We start from the raw sequence: 18,064 nt of genomic DNA, 5'->3' as shown, positions 1-18,064 counted from the left end.
GAGGACCAATCATGAAACCTGGTTATTTTTCACTCGTCCTTCATGCCCATCTACCGTACGTAAGGCATGAAGAGAAACATCGATTAGAAGAGCGGTGGGTATACGAGGCCATCTCAGAAACATATATTCCGATTCTATGGCAAGTGGATCGTCTCAAACGACCGCTCCATTGGACAGTCAGTATTTCACCACCTGTCGTGGAAATGTTGGCCGACCCGCTCATACAGGATCGTTATGTCGAACACCTCGATGAGATGCTTGAGCTGATCACGCTGGAGTTGTCAGAGGGGCGGAGTCAGGAAGAAGTCTCGACCCTCCATTTTTACCAGCAACGCTATCAAGACTTAAAAAATACATTCCTGCACTGGAATAAAAACTTGAATGAGGCGTTCCGTACATATCGGGAACAGGGTTATATCGATATGGTCACCTGTACGGCTACGCACGGTTTTAACCCGCACCTCTTTACCGAACAGGCAGCACGAGCGGAAATCCGTCTCGGTCTGAATTGTTTCGAACGCCACTACGGATTCCGCCCAACCGGGATTTGGTTACCGGAGTGCGCGTATACACCGGGTGTGGACCGCATTTTGTACGAAGAAGGCGTTCGCTACACGTTTGTGGATGAACATGCGCTTTTAGAGGCGGACCCGACACCTGAGAAAGGAATCGGGGCACCCGTCTATTCACCACACGGCGTGGCCTTGTTCCCGCGTGACCAAATCATCTCCGGAAAGATTTGGAGTTCTATGATCGGGTATCCGGGCCACCCGGACTATCGAGAGTTTTATCGGGATTTGGCGTATGATCGGGATTGGGATTATATTCAACCGTTCATGCACCCGGAAGGAATCCGCTTTGACACGGGATTGAAGATGCACCGCATCACTGGCGATACCGACCAGAAAGATTTCTATGTACGGGAATGGGCAGAACATCAGATTGACAATCACGCTACAGACTTTGCCAAGACACTCGAAGCGCACCTTGAGGCCCATGGTGGACAGACGTTCCCGCCGTTTCTTGTGACAGCGCCGTTCGATGCCGAGCTGTTCGGTCATTGGTGGTTCGAAGGTCCAGAGTTTCTAGGGAAAGTCGCGGAGCGTCTTGAAGAGTTCGGGATTGAGACGATCACGCCGGCTATCTTCCTCGAGCGTCATTTCCAAGACCTGCAGACGGTCCATGTGTCGATGAACACGTGGGGTAGAAAAGGATACGGCGAGGTATGGATCAACGAGCGCAATGAATGGATGCTCCGTCATCTCCACGTCATGGAGATGCAGCTCGTCAAAGATGTCGCGGATTACCGCGATTCATCTGAACTTGCGACAAGGGCGTTGAAACAACTGATACGTCATTACGTGCTCGCGGTGTCGAGTGACTGGGCATTTATCCTGGACGGTCAGACCACGGCGCAGTATGCCGCTGAACGCTTCCGGGAGCATACCCGTCTATTTGCCGAGCTCGAGACGGCACTGTATCGAGACGAAGTGTCGGAACGTTTGCTGGAGGAGCATTACAACGTCTACCCGTTCTTACAGGATGAAGATATCGAAATTGATTCATTCCTATCACCACACGATTATTATGTGACGGTCGAACGGGGGAGAGAAGACGATGCGATTCTCCTGCTGACGCCGGAATATACAGGCAACCTCGTCGGAGACCTCGGACATCGGGTAGTCGCCGAAGTGGAAGCCCGCGCGAAAGAGGGAGAGACAATCTACGTCCTCACTCCGTTCAAAGAAGGCTTGCCTGAATACGAACGACACAACCATGTGCATGTGTATCGGGTGAGACCGACGAGTCCGTTTTTAGAGCATGTGATGAATCAAATCGCCACGCAAAACCTGGCTTATGTGAAACTGGTTCATGAACTTTCATCCCGGGTCAACTTTAAAGCGGTCCATCACTTTGACTGGATGACGATTCCGGCTGCCCGGGAACTTGCGAAATCACTGTCAATTCCGTTATACTCAACTATGTTGTCCTTTGAAGCGACCCGTAACCCACATGGGCACGGTGGACTCTATGATGCGATACACCGGATTGAAAACAGTATCTTCCATGCCGCTGAAACGGTATATATCGATGAACAGCTGTCGATGGAAGACTTGAAAGAACGGTACGCAATCCAGGATAATACAGAAGTATGCCTGCCACTTGACCAGTCTCCCTATAAGGAGAAAGCTTTGAAAAAGAACGTGAAATAACCTTGCTTTTTCAAAGGAAACTTGGTAGGATAATTGAGTATGCTTAGACTGTAAAGCAAAAGCACTTGATACAACATCAGTAAGATGGGAGTGAAAGAAATGCGCGTTAAAATCACATTAGCTTGCACAGAAACAGGCGATCGCACTTACATCACGAAGAAAAACAAACGTAACAACCCAGAGCGCCTCGAGTTGCGCAAATACAACCCACGTCTCCGTCGTCACACGCTTTACCGCGAAGTGAAGTAATCGAGACCGGCCGTCACATATGTGACGGCCTTTTTTGTAAACAGGGGGAATGAAGATGCATGAAAAACGTGAGCTGAGACGTTTTGTCCATCAACAAATCAAAGAGATGATTAATCGTGAAGAAGCGGACCGGATGATTTATGAAAACTTGTTACAGATGACATGCTGGGAAGAAAGTCATCGCATCGCGATCACATTGCCGCTCCCGCTTGAAATCGATACCCGACCGATTATCCATGCAGCATGGGAGGCAGGAAAAGAGGTATGCGTGCCGAAAGTAACTGATAACGGACTTACGTTTCATATCATCCGGTCCATCGATGAGCTCGAAGAGGGCGTGATGAACATTTTAGAACCGACATCACCGCCTACAAACGAACCGATTGATTTATGTATTGTGCCCGGACGTGTGTTTGACCGGTCGGGATACCGGATCGGTTGGGGAGGCGGGTACTATGACCGTTTTTTACATACATACGAAGGAGTGACGGTCGCATTGGCTTATACCGCACAAATCATCGATCGGGTACCGACAGAACCTCATGATCTGGCAGTCGAATGGATCGTGTCAGAAAGGGAAGTTATTCAATGTTTGCCATTTTTATCGTAACGTGTTTTGTCGCTTTTACCGGCTATCGATTACATTCGCTCACATGGTCCGGTGCCCTGCTCACCGTGGTCACGGGTACGATGATCGGATGGGCCTTCGGGTGGTTTGGATTATACTTACTCGGAGTGTTTTTCTCGACGTCTTCTCTCGCCTCGAAGTATCGTTCGCGAGATAAAAAAGAAGTCGATGAGATCGTCGAGAAGACTGGGGCGCGCGATTATGTCCAAGTTCTCGCAAATGGCGGAGTCGGGATCATGTGCGCCATCGGTTATCTCGTGTTTGAAGAGACCGTATGGATCATGATGTATATCGCTTCGATTGCGGCGGCAACGAGTGATACGTGGGGGTCGGAGTTCGGTGTTCTCTCGAAAAGAAAGCCGCGATTCATGTTCACGTTTAAAACAGTCGAACCGGGGACGAGTGGGGCGGTGTCCACGTTTGGGACGGTCATGTCCATTGCAGGGGGCGGGCTGATTATCCTTGCTTCTGTGCCGTTTATGTCGTTCGGTTGGTCAACTTTTCTCCTCCTGTGGGTCGTTGGATTGAGCGGCAGTGTGATTGATACGTTACTTGGTGCGACCGTCCAGCGAAAGTATCGGTGTGTCGTCTGCGATAAATTGACGGAGAAACGAATGCATCATGATACGCCTACTGCCTATGTCTCCGGCTGGCGCTTTCTTGGAAATGACGCGGTCAATTTCCTTTCTATCTTTTCAGTCGCTTGGATTTGTTTCTCGCTGTTCAGTTGAGGGTAGTACAGAAACTGAGGATGTTTCGAACGAATGTGAATATTGTCACAATATTGCCAAAGTGAAAACGGTTTCGAATGTAGTTGGTGTTTGTGAATGATGTTACAATCTTTTTGTAACAGAGATAAGAAAAACATGAAACAGATTGTTCGAAGGGTGGAAATCATAATGGAAACATTAAATCATGCAAAAGTAACACGTGTCGCGCTTGTGGGTGCAGGAGCTGTCGGTGCGAGTTTTGCTTACCAATTAACAACGGCAAGTCTTTGCGAAGAACTTGTAATCATTGATATTAATAAAGCAAAAGCTGAAGGGGAAGCGATGGACTTGAACCACGGGGTGTCTTTCGCTGCTTCACCGATGCGTGTTTGGGCTGGGGACTATGCAGACTGCGGCGTGGCGGATATCGTCGTCATTACAGCGGGTGCTCCGCAACGTCCGGGTGAGACACGTCTTGACCTCGTCGAAAAAAATGCGAAGATCATGAAATCAATGATTTCAGACATCATGGCATCTGGTTTTGACGGAATCATCATCATCGCATCAAACCCAGTCGATATCATGACTCATTTAGCTTGGAAATACTCAGGACTTCCGAAACACCGTGTCTTCGGTTCAGGTACAGTGCTTGATACATCACGTCTTCGCTATATGCTCGGAGATTACTTCAATGTCGACCCGCGTAACTGCCACGCCTACATCATGGGCGAGCACGGAGATACGGAATTTGCCGCTTGGAGCAACGCCCGGATTTACGGTAAATCAGTGGAACAATTGCTTGAAGAGCACGATGAGTATTCATGGGAAGATCTCGAAGAAATTTACGTCAACGTCCGTGATGCGGCTTATCACATCATCGAACGTAAAGGCGCAACGTACTATGCAATCGGTCTCGGACTTCTCCGTTTGGTCAAAGCGGTCCTACGGAACGAGAACACGTTGCTTACGGTCGGTGCACATCTCGATGGTGAATACGGCTTAAACGATATTCATATCGGTGTTCCGGCAATCATCAACCGTCAAGGTGTCCGTGAGGTCGTAGAGATTGAATTGTCTGAAGAAGAACATCAAAAGATGCAACATTCTGCCGATGTATTGATGAAGACGATGCAACCGGTCCTTTAATCGGTCACTTGTCTGTCCGCAGTCCTTTAGGGGCTGCGGTTTTTGTGTTGAGAAAAACGCCTCTTACTTTGTAGCGTGCGTGCACATGCATTACAATGATAGAGAAGGAGGGGATTCGCTTGACGACAGCTTGTTTTTGGGAAGATATTTATCACAAAGTGGAGAAAGGCGGTCGAATCGAAGGAATCCTCGAACCGTCTCGGGCTGTCATTGTATTTGATACGTCCGCCGGAGACCGGTATGATCTGTACGTTCGAACTGAAAAAGCATGGGCGAACCATGTCGGTGCCGACATTGTTGCTGCCTTGAATGGATTTCGCCTCTCCCGCATCGGAAGGAAGCACTTGACGATTCATGTCTATGGGGACGAGCTCATTGATGAGGAACGCTTGCGTGACATGACTTTTCCGATTGCTGCAAAAGTCCGATTGGAGCGAAGTGTATGTGTGTCTTCAATGGAAGAAGACCGTTTTCGGATGCTGGCGGTCGGTCTCGATCGTCAGAAAAAATCGGAATTGAAAAAACGATTTTCTTTTGGGAAGCCGCAAGTCGTTTATGGAATCATGTTTTTGACGTTACTGGTCATGTGGCTCGCCGAATCGGTCGGCTCGACATTTGATCCGAACACGTTGATCACATTCGGGGCGAAAGTGAATCCGCTGATTGACGACGGACAATGGTGGCGACTGATCACACCGATGTTTCTCCACATCGGCTGGTTTCATTTCGCAATCAATATGTTTGCCCTCTGGTCCCTTGGTCCACTCGTAGAACGAATGTATGGCTCTTTCCGTTTTCTTATCATTTATCTCGTTGGAGGAATCATTGCATCCACCGCGTCTTACGCATTTAGTGATTCGATTTCGGCAGGTGCCTCTGGGGCTCTGTTCGGATTGGTCGGGGCACTCCTGTATTTTGGATTACGCGACAGGTCGTTATTTATGAAGACACTCGGCCCTCCGCTCTTTATTATGTTAGGATTAAATGTAGGGTTAGCATTCGTCTTAGGAGCGAGTTTGGACCATTTTGCGCACGCAGGTGGCTTGATTGGGGGATTCTTCGTTTCCGGTGTGGTGGGTCTGCCGGATGAAACGAATCGAACGCAAAGAGTACTGTTTACCGTATTCACAGTTTGCCTGTTTGGCATATTGTATGGATACGGATATGGATATAGTTAAGGAGAGATCATGATGATTGAAACGTTAAAACGATTAGTCGAAATTCCGAGTCCTTCTGGAATGACAGATGAAGCCATCCGGTTTGCTGAAAAAGAATTGAACACACTCGGTGTTTCAACTGAACGTCTACATAAAGGGGCCTTGCTTGCGACGTTCCCTGGGAAATCAGATAAGGCGCGCCTGTTGACGGCCCATGTCGACACGTTGGGTGCGATGGTGAAAGAAATTTTGCCGAGCGGTCGACTCCGGCTGACGCAGGTCGGTGGATACGCATGGACGGCAATCGAAGGAGAGAACTGTCTCGTTCACCGGGAAGACGGGGAAGCGGTTGAAGGAACGATTCTCGTTCATCAGTCGAGTGTTCATGTATATAAGGACACCAATTCTGCTGAGCGGACCGCAGCCAATATCGAAGTACGACTCGATATGAACGTCCATTCGGTAGAAGAAGTGCGAGAACTCGGGATCGAGGTCGGAGATTTCGTGTCGTTCGATCCGCGTTTCAACGTGACGCAATCAGGTTACATCAAATCTCGTCATTTGGATGATAAAGCGTCGGTTGCGATTTTATTGGATTTGGCTAAAGACCTTGTGAAACTTGAATTGCCTCATACAATCCATTATTTGATTTCAAACTATGAAGAGGTCGGGTTCGGAGGCAATGCCGGGATTCCGTCACAAGTTGTCGAGTATATCGCGGTTGACATGGGCGCTCTCGGAGACGGGCAACATTCGGATGAATATACGGTTTCCATTTGTGCGAAAGATTCTTCGGGTCCGTATGATTTAACGTTACGCCGCCAATTCACTTCTTTATGTAAAGAACATGACATCGCATATAAGGTAGATATCTATCCGTTCTATGGTTCTGACGCTTCCGCTGCCATTCGTGCGGGATACGACGTCAAGCATGCATTGATTGGACCGGGGATCGAGTCGAGCCACAGTTACGAACGGACACATCAGACTTCATTGGATGCGACGCGCGAACTGCTCCGCCGATACGCGATGACGACGATGGGGGAATAAGCATGAAAAACTTTTATGATGTCCAACAATTTTTGAAAACGTTCGGGACGATCATTTACATCGGAGAACGGGACGCAGAAATTGGACTCATGATGATGGAGCTCGATGAACTGTATGAAGGCGGGATCATCGAACAACGCGAGTACGACACGGCGAAGATCATTTTGACGCATGAACTGAAAAATTCAACAGATTGACAGAAATGCCCTTAGTGCAATGGGTTGCACTAAGGGCATAATAGTGTACACTATTCAATGAAAGCGATTTATTCATGACGAGGAGTGGAATTGGATGAAATGGTTATTAGGAATTGACATAGGTGGTACAACGGTGAAAATGGCCGTTTTAGACATGAATGGCATCATTTCTGACAAGTGGGAAGTGAAGACAGACATTCGTGAGAATGGGGTACATATTCCAAAAGACATCGCAGCATCTTTTGAAACATATTTAGAGACGTCCGGGAAGAAGAAAGAAGAGTTCGCAGGCGCAGGAATCGGCGCACCGGGCTTTATCAATTTCACTGAAGGTGTCGTTGAGTATTCTCCGAACATCGGTTGGAAAGATTTCGAACTCGTCAGTGAGTTTGAAAAAGCAGTCGGTCTCCCTGCGGTCCTGGAAAATGACGCAAACGCAGCTGCGCTTGGCGAGATGTGGAAAGGTGCCGGTGAGGGCGCTTCTGAGCTTTTGGCGATTACGCTCGGAACTGGAGTAGGAGGCGGTGTCATCACGAACGGAAACATCGTTCACGGTGCTGCCGGTATGGCCGGTGAGATTGGTCACATCACGGTAGAGCGCGACCCGGATAAAGCGGTCAAGTGCGGATGTGGTCGTACGGGATGTATCGAAACGATTGCCTCGGCAACCGGGATTTCTCGACTCGCCCTTCAAAAGCGGAAGAATCGTGAAACCTCATTGAATGGGTTGGATGGCGTCACAGCACGGGACGTGTTCGAGGCTTACAAAGCGGGGGATGCGGTAGCCAAGGAAGTCGTGGAGGAAATGACAGAATATCTTGGACTAACGATTTCGAATATCGCCAACACGTTGAACCCTAAAATGATTGTCATCGGGGGCGGCGTATCAAAAGCACGCGAAGCGTTGCTTGAACCGCTCGATGCACAATTCAAACGATTTGCGCTTGAACGGGTGTATCATTCAACAACTTTCAAAATTGCGGAGTTGGAGAATGATGCAGGCGTGATCGGCTGCGCTTGGCTCGCACGAAAACATTTCTTACCGACACGTGTCTAAACCCACACGCCTGCTCTTAGCAGGCGTGTTTTTTTGCGTGAACGGGTATTGAATATTGTAAAATTTGTAACGTCACAGTTGATTTTTCGTTAAAAAAGGAGTAAGATTTGGACTTGATACTGAACATGTACTATTTATTTTGAATTGTACAATCTATTAACGAATGGCCTATAAAAAAAGAAGCCGAAAAACTGAAAAGAGGAGGAGACCGTCAGATGAAGTCATCTCAACGCTTCTCAAACATGTCGACGAGACTGAATGATACGGTCCGTGCTTCGTTTCAAGAATATCGCTTATTCTGGATTTTCACGTTATTACTTTGGACGAAGACGTATATTGTTTATCAATTTTTCTTTGACATCCCAATCGAAAACACTGCGCAAGCCTTCATTCTATTAATCAGCCCGATCAGCTCCACGCTGTTCTTGTTCGCATTCCATTTCTTCTTTAAAGGAAACAAACAAAAATGGGTACTGTACATTCTTTACACGATTGCGTCCTTCACGTTGTTCGCGGATGCTGTCTATTACCGTGAATTCACGGATTATTTGACCGTGCCGGTCATCTTGCAACCATCGAATATGGAAACTCTTTCTTCATCCTTCAGTTCGTTGTTGGAATGGAAAGACCTCATCATTCTCGGTGATGTGTTCATTTTGCCGTTCTTCTTATGGAAAATGAATTTGAAGGAAAACGAGGCAACGCATCGTCGCGCTTTGTTCACATTCGTCGCAGCCGTGGCCGTATTCTTGTTCAATCTGTCACTCGCTGAGACGGAACGCCCTGAGCTATTGACGCGCTCGTTTGACCGTGAGCTACTCGTAAAAAACATTGGAACATTCAACTTCCATATCTATGACGCCATGCTCCAAACGAAAACGTCTGCTCAAAAAGCGATGGCGGATGAGTCGGAACTCGCGACGATCAAACAATACACGCGTCAAAACTATGCGGCTCCGAACCCGGATTTGTTCGGGAAGTATAAGGGTAAAAACCTCATCGTTGTCTCATTTGAATCAACGCAGAACTTTACTGTGGATATGAAAGCGCCAAATGGTGAATATATCACGCCGAACTTGAATAAGTTGATTAAAGAATCGCACTACTGGCCGAATTACTACCATACGGTCGGTCAAGGGAAAACGTCAGATGCGGAGTTTGCATTAGATAATTCACTCTTCGGGTTACCGCGAGGTGCGGTATACTTCACGAATGCGGATAACGAATATCAAGCATTCCCGGAGATGATTAAAGAAGATAACTACTACTCGGCAGTCTTCCATGCGAACAACAAATCATTCTGGAACCGTGACCAAATGTATAAAAACATTGGTGTCGATCAGTTCTTCGATGAGAAGAGCTATGACCTCGGAAATCCAGAGGATATGACGGAGTGGGGATTACTTGACGACAGTTTCTTCGAGCAATCGATTCCGATGCTTGAAGAGTTGCCGGAACCATTCTATGCGAAGTTCTTAACGTTGACGAACCACTTCCCATACACGATGCCTAGCGAAGATTATGAGTTGGTACCGAAGTTTGAAACAAGCTCGACGACGTTGAATAACTTCCCTCAGGCTCTTGCCTATCAAGACTATGCATTGGGGATTTTCATCGACCAGTTAAAAGAGAATGGTATGTGGGATGATACGATCTTTGTCGTATACGGCGACCACTATGGAATTTCAACAAACCACAATGATGCGATGGCAGAGTTGCTCGGAAAAGATGAGTTGACCCCGTACGATGTGGCGAAATTGCAACAAGTGCCGTTCGCGATTCACTTGCCAGGACAAGATGCGGGTGAAGTGCATGAGACGGTCGGTAGCCATATCGATATGAAGCCGACGCTTCTCCATTTACTTGGAATCGACACGTCTGACATGATCGGGTTCGGGAACGATTTGTTCTCTGAGGACCGGAACAGCCGTGCCATCTTCCGTGACGGTACTGTCGTGACGGATGAATACGTATGGACGCAGTCGACGTGCTATAATGCAGCTTCTGGCGAAGTCGTTGACGATTCATCGCTCTGTGAACCGATTTCTGCGGAAGCGGAGAAAATTCTTCAGATGAACGATGACTTGATTTATTCTGACTTGTTACGTTTCAACGAACAGACAAAACAATAACGAAAAAGCGCTGACCCCGAGTCAGCGCTTTTTATTGTACAAAAAAAGCGGCATTTGCCGCTTTGCTGATGTAGTTGATTAGCTCGGAATTCCACCGTAAATCAACGTTGCAATGCCAAAGAATCCAAATACGAGTGCTGTAAGACCGGCAAAGGCAAGTGGAAAGAATTGGCGGCGTTTGAATGAACGGAGCATTCCCCATACGGCAACGAGTGCGATGATGAATGAGATCCATCCGAACGGTTCATACAAATGCATGACGAGTTCCCCCTTTATTTGTACGTCATGAAATTCATAAAAATTTCACTGAAATATCATTATTATTTTATCCGATATTGCACACGCTGTCGAGCAAAGGTTGACATCGATACAATTTTGCCACAATATTGTTTTGAACAAAAAGGGAGTTGATTCGGATGAATATCAAAAAAATTACGTCTGGCTTGGCACAAGAGAACGGTTATGTCCTGAAAAAAGAAGGAACGGTGCTGATCGTCGACCCTGGGACGGATGATCCGCGATTTTTTGAGACGATCGATCTTCTCGGTGAACCGGCAGCAATTCTGCTGACACATGCCCATTTCGACCATATCGGCGGAATCGATGCCATCCGTGACCGTTACGATATCCCGGTGTATGTCCATCGCTTGGAACGGGACTGGCTGGTTGATGGAGAAAAGAATGGTGCGGCGGCATTCCACTTGCCGCATCCGGAGATGAGACCGGCTGATCGGACATATGAAGGGGAGGCGCTCGAGTTGGGTGCGTTTCAGTTCCGTCTTTATCATACACCGGGTCATTCTCCGGGATCTGTGGTCCTTCATCTTCCAGACGACGGAATCGCATTTTGTGGCGATTTGATCTTCAAACAGTCCATTGGTCGGTCGGACCTTTACGGAGGCAATCAGGCTACGTTGATGGGATCGATCGATTGGATGAAACACGTTCTGCCGAAAGAAACCGTTTTGTATCCGGGGCATGGACCGAAGACGACCATGGAAGATGAAATGCACTCCAATCCGTTTTTCCGGCAATAAAAAAGATTGTCTCGCCTGAGACAATCTTTTTTACATTTGGAAGTTACTCCAGTACGTGAAGACAACGAAGAAAATTGTCAAATACGCACCGAATACGTATACATACGTTTTTTCAGTTAATTTTAAGTAGCCAAGTGCGACGAAGAAAATCGTTTGTGCTAAAAAGACGAGACCCATCACGATGAAGTCACCAGTATGTTCACTGCTGCTCTGATCTCCACCAAGCGCGCCTACGAAAGCAAGTGTCGCAATCAACCCAGTCCAGAAGCCTAGGACACGAAACATTCTTGCCATGTTAATCCCCCCATACGTGCATTATTCCATTACTCATTCACTATTTTACCAACACATTCACAAAAATGCTATGGAAACGTGAGAATTGAGCAAAATAATCGTGAAAAATATGTGAAGTGAGGTTCCAAATAAAAAATTGTACAAAATTTTATAAAAAGTTGTACAAAACATGTACAAACGGGGTATAGAGTTGTATAATCAATTTATAGAATACGTACGGGTGATAAACATGACCGAGGAGGCAAATGAAAATGGCAACAGAATTAATGTTTTATACGTATCCGAGTTGCACGTCGTGCCGGAAAACGAAAGCGTTTTTAAAAGAACAACAGTTGGACGTGAGTGAACGACACATCTTTAGAGATGCCCCAACTGTCGATGAATTGTTGCAATTGCTCGCGATCAGTGAGGACGGGGTTGATTCCTTACTGGCGACACGGAGCCAAGCCTTTAAACAACTTGATGTCGATGTAGAAGACTTGAAACTAAGTGAGTTGCTCAAACTGATGAGTGAAAATCCGAAACTATTGAAGCGACCGATTTTGACTGATGGAAAAGAAGTGATTGTCGGTTATGACAAGGCGTCCATTGAAACGTATGCTAGACGCCACGACCACGCTACCGTTCAAGTATCATAAAACAAGTCCACTTTTTCAAAAGTGGTCTTTTTTTTATGCTTGAAAGGAGGTGGGAGAGATGAAACCAATCATTGAATTGTTGTTGTCAAAGGCGACAGAGGCGGGTGCGAGTGATCTTCATTTTATTCCGAAACAGACGAACATCGATGTACAGGTCCGGTCAAACATGAAATTGGCGTCCATTCAAACGATGTCGTGGGAACAATATGAACGTCTGACCAGCTATATGCGTTATTGGTGCGCGCTGACAGAAGTCGATCAACGGGCGCCGCAATCCGGTATTTTTGAAACGGATGCGTTCGCCATCCGGGTAACGTTTCTTCCTTCCTTTCAACACGTATCGATGTCTTGGCGATTACCGACGCATACCTTTCAGTTGAACCGACTTCTGAAAAGAGAGGACGTCCAACGGCTGCAAGACACGATGTCCAAACAGCGAGGACTCTTCTTGATTGGCGGGGCAACGGGAGCCGGGAAGACGACGATTTTGTATGCGTTACTGGAGAGTCTGAAAGAGAAACGAATCATTACCATCGAGAACCCGCCTGAACAGGAGCTTGAAGGCGTCATTCAATTGGAAGTCAACAACCGGGCAGACCGGGGTTATCGGAGTTTGTTAAAAGAGACGCTTCGGGCTGACCCGGATATCATCGTCATCGGGGAAGTAAGGACAGATGAGGAACTTCGTGTCGCATATGACGCGGCTCTAAGTGGGCATCTCACACTTACGACATTTCATACAGGGTCGGTAGAAGATGGAGAACGGAGGGTGAGGCAATTCCTGTCCGGTGCAGAGATAGAACGGAACTGGTGTGTATTAACCCGTAGTCAGGAGGTTACTTGTGAATGGGCGACAATCAGATGAATGCTTCTCTACAGATCATGCATCGCTTTTTACGACTGCAATCTCGTGGCGTCTCAATCAAGAAAACATTTGAGACGCTTGAACTGCACGAGCGCGGCAAATCAAAGGTGACGGTACAAGCGATGAGGCGGCGCTTGGAGTCCGGAGATTCGTTAGCCTCCGTCTTCTCTTTGCTAATCTCGAACCCCCAGATGTTAGAGTTACTGGAGACCGCGGAGCGGGGAAATCGGTTCATGGATGGGATGGAGCAAGTGTTACAGCTTTCGACGATGCGTTCAAAGTTGGCTGTTGAATTGAAACGGATGGTGCGCTATCCATTGATTATCCTGTTCATTCTGTTACTTCTCGGGGCCATTTATGCCCTCTACATCTTTCCGAAACTGCTGGCGATGGTCGATGTCGAAGCTGCTAGCGGGGTGTCTGCGCTCTTGTTATCCAGATGGTTTTTCCCACTGCTCTTTTTATTCTTTGTGATGACGTTGATCGGTGGGATGGTTGCAGGGAGGAGAGGGGTTCGCCTGCCGATTCGCCTGATCGAACGCGGGAGGAGGTTGTACGTGACCTATCTGTTTGTGAGCGAATTGTCGCTCTTGCAGGAAACCGAAACGACGGTGAGACATGTCATCAGTCGATTGGCACTTGAGACCGGGGAAGTAGCGATGATCGCAAGACGGATTCACGAGCGGATGTCAAACGGTGTAGGGATTGATGCGGCGACGAGGGAAGAACGGTTGATCGATCATGAGGTCGTCAGTTTGTTAGGGGTCGGTTCGGTGAGTGGTGAGCTCGGGAACTTGATGGCACTTCATCGCGATCTCGTCTTTGAAGAGATGGAACGATATAGTAAACGACTTCTTGGTAAAGTGGAGCCGATGATTTACGGTGTGTTGAGTGTCATGGTCGGCACCCTTTTCTATTCCCTTTACTTACCGGTTAAGTTGATTATGGCCCAAATATAAGGAGGAAATCATGATGAAGCGATTGTTCTCAGAACAAAAAGGGTTCACCTTGGTGGAGATGGCTGCTGTATTATTGATCATCTCGGTCTTACTATTGTTGCTCGTCCCGTCATTATCTGACGGGAAATCCCGAGCAGATGAAGTGAGTTGTGACGGGAGTGTGCGAATCGTTGAATCTGAGATTAATTTATACTATGCCGAACATAAATCTTACCCTGCTACATTAGAGATGATTGAACGGGCATCGGACACCGATCCGCTCGTGTATAGCTGTCAATCATCGGCCTATACTTATTCGCCGACCGACGGTTCCCTTCAAAAACAATGAAAGGGTATACGCTCGTAGAGATGACGGCGGTCCTTGTTGTCATATCATTTTTGTTGTTACTCGTCACACCATGTCTCCGTCCGATTGATCGACTGGCGCTGTATGAGTTCACCGACACGTTAGTATCCGATATTCAAGAAGTCGGTCAATATCCGTATATCTCTGAGAGAGAAAGTTGTGTCCCGCGATTGACCTGGTATATGAAAGACCGGACGTATATCATCACATGCGGACGGACATCGATTTCGACCGTGACGGTACCGGATGGGATTATCATGTACTTGCCGACTTCAAAAGACATCACATTTTATAAGCAGTCCGCTACATATGCCGGGCAGTGGAAGTTCGTGAGCGGGACGTCATCCGTGCTGCTCAAATTCAGAATGGGGACCTATGAGCCGGAGGTGTTTATTTATGATGGGGGATGAGCAGGGATTTACCTTATGGGAGGTCTGTCTCAGTTTAATGCTATTCAGTGGATGGTTTATACTGATTAGTCCGTTCATCCTCCATGGAAATGAACGAATCGTACAGTTGGAACAGTCTTTTCAAACGTATGAACGACTGCAGGAGGAGGTGCTTCGTGAGGCGGAACAACCGACGGGGATGCTGGAAGTGTGTGAGGCAAATCTTTGCCTCCCGACATTGTGAACCTGGTTTCACCATGCTTGAGATGACATTCGTCCTCCTCATCCTTCCAATCTTTCTATTTCTTCTGGTTCAAGTTACCGCGTTAGGACAAGCGTTGTATGAACAACCAAAGTTTGCCCACCAGACGACGCCCCAACTCATCGTCCGCAGGATTATTGACAGTCGCGATTGCCGGGTTGAACAGGGACGTCTTCGTGGATCGTTTGTCAAAGAGGATGGCGCGACGTGGGATTGGACGATCAAACAAATCAATGGGAATCTTGTGATGGTCGGGGATGAAGGGGGGAACTTATTATTTTTAAGAGGAGTCGAGGCGTATCACGTCGAAACGGTTGGTATCGGTTATCGGATCACCTGGGACACCGTAAACGCTCGGAAAGAAAAGGTCGTCCTGTGCATGAGAAAGGATTCTTCGTCATCGCTACCCTCGTTGTGATGACATGGATGCTAGGAGCAGTGTTGTTTTGGTATACTGACCTTGAACGGACGACGAGACGTTTGTCCCAAGAAGTGTTGGCGATTCGGTTCGAAGCCCACTTGTTGGTGGCGAAACGAACGTGTGGGGCTGTAGGACTCACTTTGAAAAAGCCGACCGGAACGATTTATTGTCGCCCGCTATCATCGAACCGAACGGAAGTAGAGACGGTGTTAGTGACTGGAGAACGACATAGTGAGGTGATCGTATTCGATGAGTAAGCCGTTTTACATCATCGGTTTTATGGGTACAGGTAAATCAAGTTTAGCCCCTTTTCTAAAGCAAAATGGAAAAGTGGATGACCTTGACGAAATCATTGAGTCTCGAATCAAGATGGACATCGCTACATATTTTAAACAGTCCGGAGAAGAAGCTTTTCGAGACCACGAGTCAAAAGCGTTAAAAGAAACGGATGGTGACTTTATCCTAACTGGCGGCGGGGTCGTTGAACGGAGCGTGAATATGGAGTGGATGCAACGTCACGGAACAGTTGTGCACCTCTCTTTGCCATTCGAAGATTGTTGGGAGCGAATCAAAGATAGCGAACGCCCTCTCGTACGACAAGGAAAAGCGGCCGTCGAGTCACTATATCGGCGTCGCCTGTCGCTCTATGAGCAAGCGGATGTGCGTGTCGACGCCAGCCGGCCGCCACGGGAGGTCGCTCAGTACATTATCCAGTTGAAGGAGGAAGAGCATGGTTTGGATTAACATTGCCATCGTCGTATTGGCTATCATCGGGGTCGGTGTATACGGCTATTTGTTGTTTAAAAATAAAATGAAGCCTGACTTTTCACGGCTGAACCAGGCGAGCGAACGCTTTAAAATACGAGCGGACGTCGTCCAAACGCAAGTCGATGAGATCAAACAACATGTGGATGCGGTCAATCGTTCTGTCACGCAAATCAAGACATACGGTGTTAAGGTGAAAGATGAATCGATCGAGCTGAAAGACTCTGCCGTCGAACTGACGAAAGAAATCAAACGGACTGCTGGAATCGAACGCTCTGACGTTTCCACTGAGACCAAAATATGAAATAATGAGGATGAAAACGTTTTCGTTTTTCATCCTTTTTCTTTTTCGTTTTTTTATCTAGGCAGAACCGTCGAAAATTGATAAAGTGGAATGGAAAACGAAAGATTTCAAAAACAAAAACTTTTTATGTTCGGGATTGGGGGATATTATGGAGAAAGTTACGCTTAAACGTACGCCTTTGTTCGAATTGATTCAACCGAAAGCAAAAATGGTGGATTTTGCAGGGTTTGAAATGCCTATCCTGTTTTCTTCGATTAAAGAAGAACATCGGTCGGTGCGTGAAGATGTGGGGATGTTTGACGTATCGCATATGGGGGAGATTCGCATTGAAGGTCCCGATGCATTGGAGCAAGTGCAGCATCTGGTGACGAATGACGTGTCTAAATTACAAATCGGACAGGCACAATATAATCTATTTTGTCTTCCGGACGGAGGCGTGGTCGATGATTTGCTCGTTTATCGACTGGACGAGGATTCATTTTGGCTCGTCATCAATGCTTCGAACATTGAGAAGGACGAGGCGCATGTTCGCCGCTTCGTGACGGGAGATGTGACGGTCACGAACGAATCGGACCAATATGGTCAAATTGCCATTCAAGGACCGAACGCGGAGAAAGTACTCAGCAAATTGACGGATTTACCGCTCGAAGAGATCAAATTTTTCCGTTTTATGACCGGAGAAGTGGCCGGCGTGACAACCATCGTGTCTCGCAGCGGATATACAGGTGAAGACGGATTTGAGCTATATGCACACGCCGATGCGATTCATCGGATCTGGGAGGCGTTGGAGTCTGAAGGGGTCACACCTTGTGGTTTGGGTTCCCGCGATACACTCCGTTTTGAGGCATGTTTGCCACTTTACGGACATGAGCTCGATGAGACCGTCACGCCGTTCGAGGCGAATTTGAACTTTGCGGTCAAACTGGATACCGACTTTGTTGGAAAAGAGGCGCTCGTTAAACAAAAAGAGAACATTCCGAATCGAATGATCGGGTTGAAGCTTTTGGGCCGCGGTATCGCTCGTCAAGGTGCTACCGTCGAGGTGGACGGTGAAGTCGTCGGTGTCGTCACGACCGGAACGATGCCACCGACCGTGAATGAATCCATCGCATGGGCGCGTGTGGATGCACGTCATGTGGAGCGTGATCAATTTACGATTGATGTCCGTGGTAAAAAAATAGAAGCTGTACGCGTACCGACACCTTTTTATAAACGGAAGAAATGAAACAGGGGGATTCAGAATGA

Annotated in this window: 24 protein-coding genes; 22 read left to right on the top strand and 2 right to left on the bottom strand. The window is 47.5% G+C overall.

Annotated elements, in window-relative coordinates; all coding sequences use genetic code 11:
- Positions 1 to 11: 11 nt before the first annotated feature.
- The 10 genes from KNP03_RS01830 (at position 12) to KNP03_RS01785 (ending at position 10,539) form a co-directional block, all read left to right on the top strand.
- Positions 12 to 2,213: a glycoside hydrolase family 57 protein gene (locus KNP03_RS01830; protein WP_214824362.1), complete on the top strand. Its 2,202-nt coding sequence runs from the start codon at positions 12 to 14 to the stop codon at positions 2,211 to 2,213.
- A gap of 84 nt (positions 2,214 to 2,297) precedes the next feature.
- Positions 2,298 to 2,462 (top strand): 50S ribosomal protein L33, encoded by a 165-nt coding sequence (gene rpmG, locus KNP03_RS01825; protein ID WP_255313299.1) that lies wholly within the window; start codon positions 2,298 to 2,300, stop codon positions 2,460 to 2,462.
- 55 nt (positions 2,463 to 2,517) lie between these two features.
- The gene (locus tag KNP03_RS01820; RefSeq protein WP_214824358.1) at positions 2,518 to 3,072 is read left to right on the top strand and encodes a 5-formyltetrahydrofolate cyclo-ligase; all 555 of its coding nucleotides are present in this window, start codon (positions 2,518 to 2,520) and stop codon (positions 3,070 to 3,072) included.
- Positions 3,051 to 3,821: a DUF92 domain-containing protein gene (locus KNP03_RS01815; RefSeq protein WP_214824355.1), complete on the top strand. Its 771-nt coding sequence runs from the start codon at positions 3,051 to 3,053 to the stop codon at positions 3,819 to 3,821. The genes KNP03_RS01820 and KNP03_RS01815 overlap by 22 nt, the downstream gene beginning before the upstream one ends.
- A 168-nt stretch (positions 3,822 to 3,989) precedes the next feature.
- Positions 3,990 to 4,946, top strand: coding sequence for an L-lactate dehydrogenase (locus KNP03_RS01810; protein WP_214824352.1), 957 nt, complete (start codon positions 3,990 to 3,992; stop codon positions 4,944 to 4,946).
- A 119-nt stretch (positions 4,947 to 5,065) separates the two neighbouring features.
- Complete coding sequence (locus tag KNP03_RS01805; RefSeq protein WP_214824349.1) at positions 5,066 to 6,124, top strand: rhomboid family intramembrane serine protease; 1,059 nt, start codon at positions 5,066 to 5,068, stop codon at positions 6,122 to 6,124.
- Positions 6,125 to 6,136: 12 nt separating this feature from the next.
- Positions 6,137 to 7,153, top strand: coding sequence for a M42 family metallopeptidase (locus KNP03_RS01800; RefSeq protein WP_214824347.1), 1,017 nt, complete (start codon positions 6,137 to 6,139; stop codon positions 7,151 to 7,153).
- A gap of 2 nt (positions 7,154 to 7,155) precedes the next feature.
- Complete coding sequence (locus KNP03_RS01795) at positions 7,156 to 7,350, top strand: YqgQ family protein (RefSeq protein ID WP_214824345.1); 195 nt, start codon at positions 7,156 to 7,158, stop codon at positions 7,348 to 7,350.
- Between the two features lie 94 nt (positions 7,351 to 7,444).
- Positions 7,445 to 8,407 (top strand): ROK family glucokinase, encoded by a 963-nt coding sequence (locus KNP03_RS01790; RefSeq protein ID WP_214824343.1) that lies wholly within the window; start codon positions 7,445 to 7,447, stop codon positions 8,405 to 8,407.
- 215 nt (positions 8,408 to 8,622) lie between these two features.
- Positions 8,623 to 10,539, top strand: coding sequence for an LTA synthase family protein (locus KNP03_RS01785; RefSeq protein ID WP_214824342.1), 1,917 nt, complete (start codon positions 8,623 to 8,625; stop codon positions 10,537 to 10,539).
- 78 nt (positions 10,540 to 10,617) lie between these two features.
- Here the strand turns inward: KNP03_RS01785 and KNP03_RS01780 are convergent, their stop codons facing one another.
- The gene (locus KNP03_RS01780; RefSeq protein WP_214824341.1) at positions 10,618 to 10,797 is read right to left on the bottom strand and encodes a DUF2759 domain-containing protein; all 180 of its coding nucleotides are present in this window, start codon (positions 10,795 to 10,797) and stop codon (positions 10,618 to 10,620) included.
- Positions 10,798 to 10,955: 158 nt separating this feature from the next.
- On the opposite strand from KNP03_RS01780, the gene KNP03_RS01775 reads away from it, so the two are divergent.
- Complete coding sequence (locus KNP03_RS01775; protein ID WP_214824339.1) at positions 10,956 to 11,576, top strand: MBL fold metallo-hydrolase; 621 nt, start codon at positions 10,956 to 10,958, stop codon at positions 11,574 to 11,576.
- A gap of 30 nt (positions 11,577 to 11,606) precedes the next feature.
- Here the strand turns inward: KNP03_RS01775 and KNP03_RS01770 are convergent, their stop codons facing one another.
- On the bottom strand, positions 11,607 to 11,870 hold the full coding sequence (locus KNP03_RS01770; protein WP_214824338.1) for a DUF2626 domain-containing protein: 264 nt from the start codon (positions 11,868 to 11,870) through the stop codon (positions 11,607 to 11,609).
- A gap of 251 nt (positions 11,871 to 12,121) precedes the next feature.
- On the opposite strand from KNP03_RS01770, the gene KNP03_RS01765 reads away from it, so the two are divergent.
- From KNP03_RS01765 to gcvT, 11 genes are all read left to right on the top strand, one after another.
- Complete coding sequence (locus KNP03_RS01765) at positions 12,122 to 12,508, top strand: Spx/MgsR family RNA polymerase-binding regulatory protein (RefSeq protein WP_214824337.1); 387 nt, start codon at positions 12,122 to 12,124, stop codon at positions 12,506 to 12,508.
- Between the two features lie 58 nt (positions 12,509 to 12,566).
- The gene (locus KNP03_RS01760; protein ID WP_214824336.1) at positions 12,567 to 13,373 is read left to right on the top strand and encodes an ATPase, T2SS/T4P/T4SS family; all 807 of its coding nucleotides are present in this window, start codon (positions 12,567 to 12,569) and stop codon (positions 13,371 to 13,373) included.
- Entirely contained in the window at positions 13,355 to 14,332 is a 978-nt protein-coding gene (locus KNP03_RS01755; protein ID WP_214824334.1) for a type II secretion system F family protein, read from the top strand. Before KNP03_RS01760 ends, KNP03_RS01755 begins: the two co-directional genes overlap by 19 nt.
- Positions 14,333 to 14,345: 13 nt before the next feature.
- Positions 14,346 to 14,660, top strand: coding sequence for a prepilin-type N-terminal cleavage/methylation domain-containing protein (locus KNP03_RS01750; RefSeq protein ID WP_214824332.1), 315 nt, complete (start codon positions 14,346 to 14,348; stop codon positions 14,658 to 14,660).
- Positions 14,657 to 15,088 carry a prepilin-type N-terminal cleavage/methylation domain-containing protein gene (locus tag KNP03_RS01745; RefSeq protein ID WP_214824327.1) on the top strand — a complete coding sequence of 144 codons (432 nt, stop codon included), beginning with the start codon at positions 14,657 to 14,659 and terminating at the stop codon, positions 15,086 to 15,088. The genes KNP03_RS01750 and KNP03_RS01745 overlap by 4 nt, the downstream gene beginning before the upstream one ends.
- Positions 15,078 to 15,311, top strand: a complete 234-nt coding sequence (locus KNP03_RS01740; RefSeq protein WP_240544408.1) for a hypothetical protein — start codon at positions 15,078 to 15,080, stop codon at positions 15,309 to 15,311. The genes KNP03_RS01745 and KNP03_RS01740 overlap by 11 nt, the downstream gene beginning before the upstream one ends.
- A 13-nt stretch (positions 15,312 to 15,324) precedes the next feature.
- Complete coding sequence (locus KNP03_RS01735; protein WP_214824323.1) at positions 15,325 to 15,747, top strand: hypothetical protein; 423 nt, start codon at positions 15,325 to 15,327, stop codon at positions 15,745 to 15,747.
- A 23-nt stretch (positions 15,748 to 15,770) separates the two neighbouring features.
- Positions 15,771 to 16,007, top strand: a complete 237-nt coding sequence (locus tag KNP03_RS01730) for a hypothetical protein (protein ID WP_214824321.1) — start codon at positions 15,771 to 15,773, stop codon at positions 16,005 to 16,007.
- The gene (locus KNP03_RS01725; protein WP_240544407.1) at positions 16,000 to 16,494 is read left to right on the top strand and encodes a shikimate kinase; all 495 of its coding nucleotides are present in this window, start codon (positions 16,000 to 16,002) and stop codon (positions 16,492 to 16,494) included. Before KNP03_RS01730 ends, KNP03_RS01725 begins: the two co-directional genes overlap by 8 nt.
- Positions 16,481 to 16,819, top strand: a complete 339-nt coding sequence (locus tag KNP03_RS01720) for a hypothetical protein (protein WP_214824319.1) — start codon at positions 16,481 to 16,483, stop codon at positions 16,817 to 16,819. Before KNP03_RS01725 ends, KNP03_RS01720 begins: the two co-directional genes overlap by 14 nt.
- 148 nt (positions 16,820 to 16,967) lie before the next feature.
- Positions 16,968 to 18,044, top strand: a complete 1,077-nt coding sequence (gcvT, locus tag KNP03_RS01715; RefSeq protein ID WP_214824316.1) for a glycine cleavage system aminomethyltransferase GcvT — start codon at positions 16,968 to 16,970, stop codon at positions 18,042 to 18,044.
- The last annotated feature ends 20 nt before the right edge of the window (positions 18,045 to 18,064 follow it).

The sequence above is a fragment of the Exiguobacterium algae genome, from assembly GCF_018617875.1.
GTDB lineage: Bacteria > Bacillota > Bacilli > Exiguobacteriales > Exiguobacteriaceae > Exiguobacterium > Exiguobacterium algae.
The sequence above is the reverse complement of the archived record's forward strand: the minus strand, read 5'-3'. Positions and strand labels throughout refer to the sequence as shown.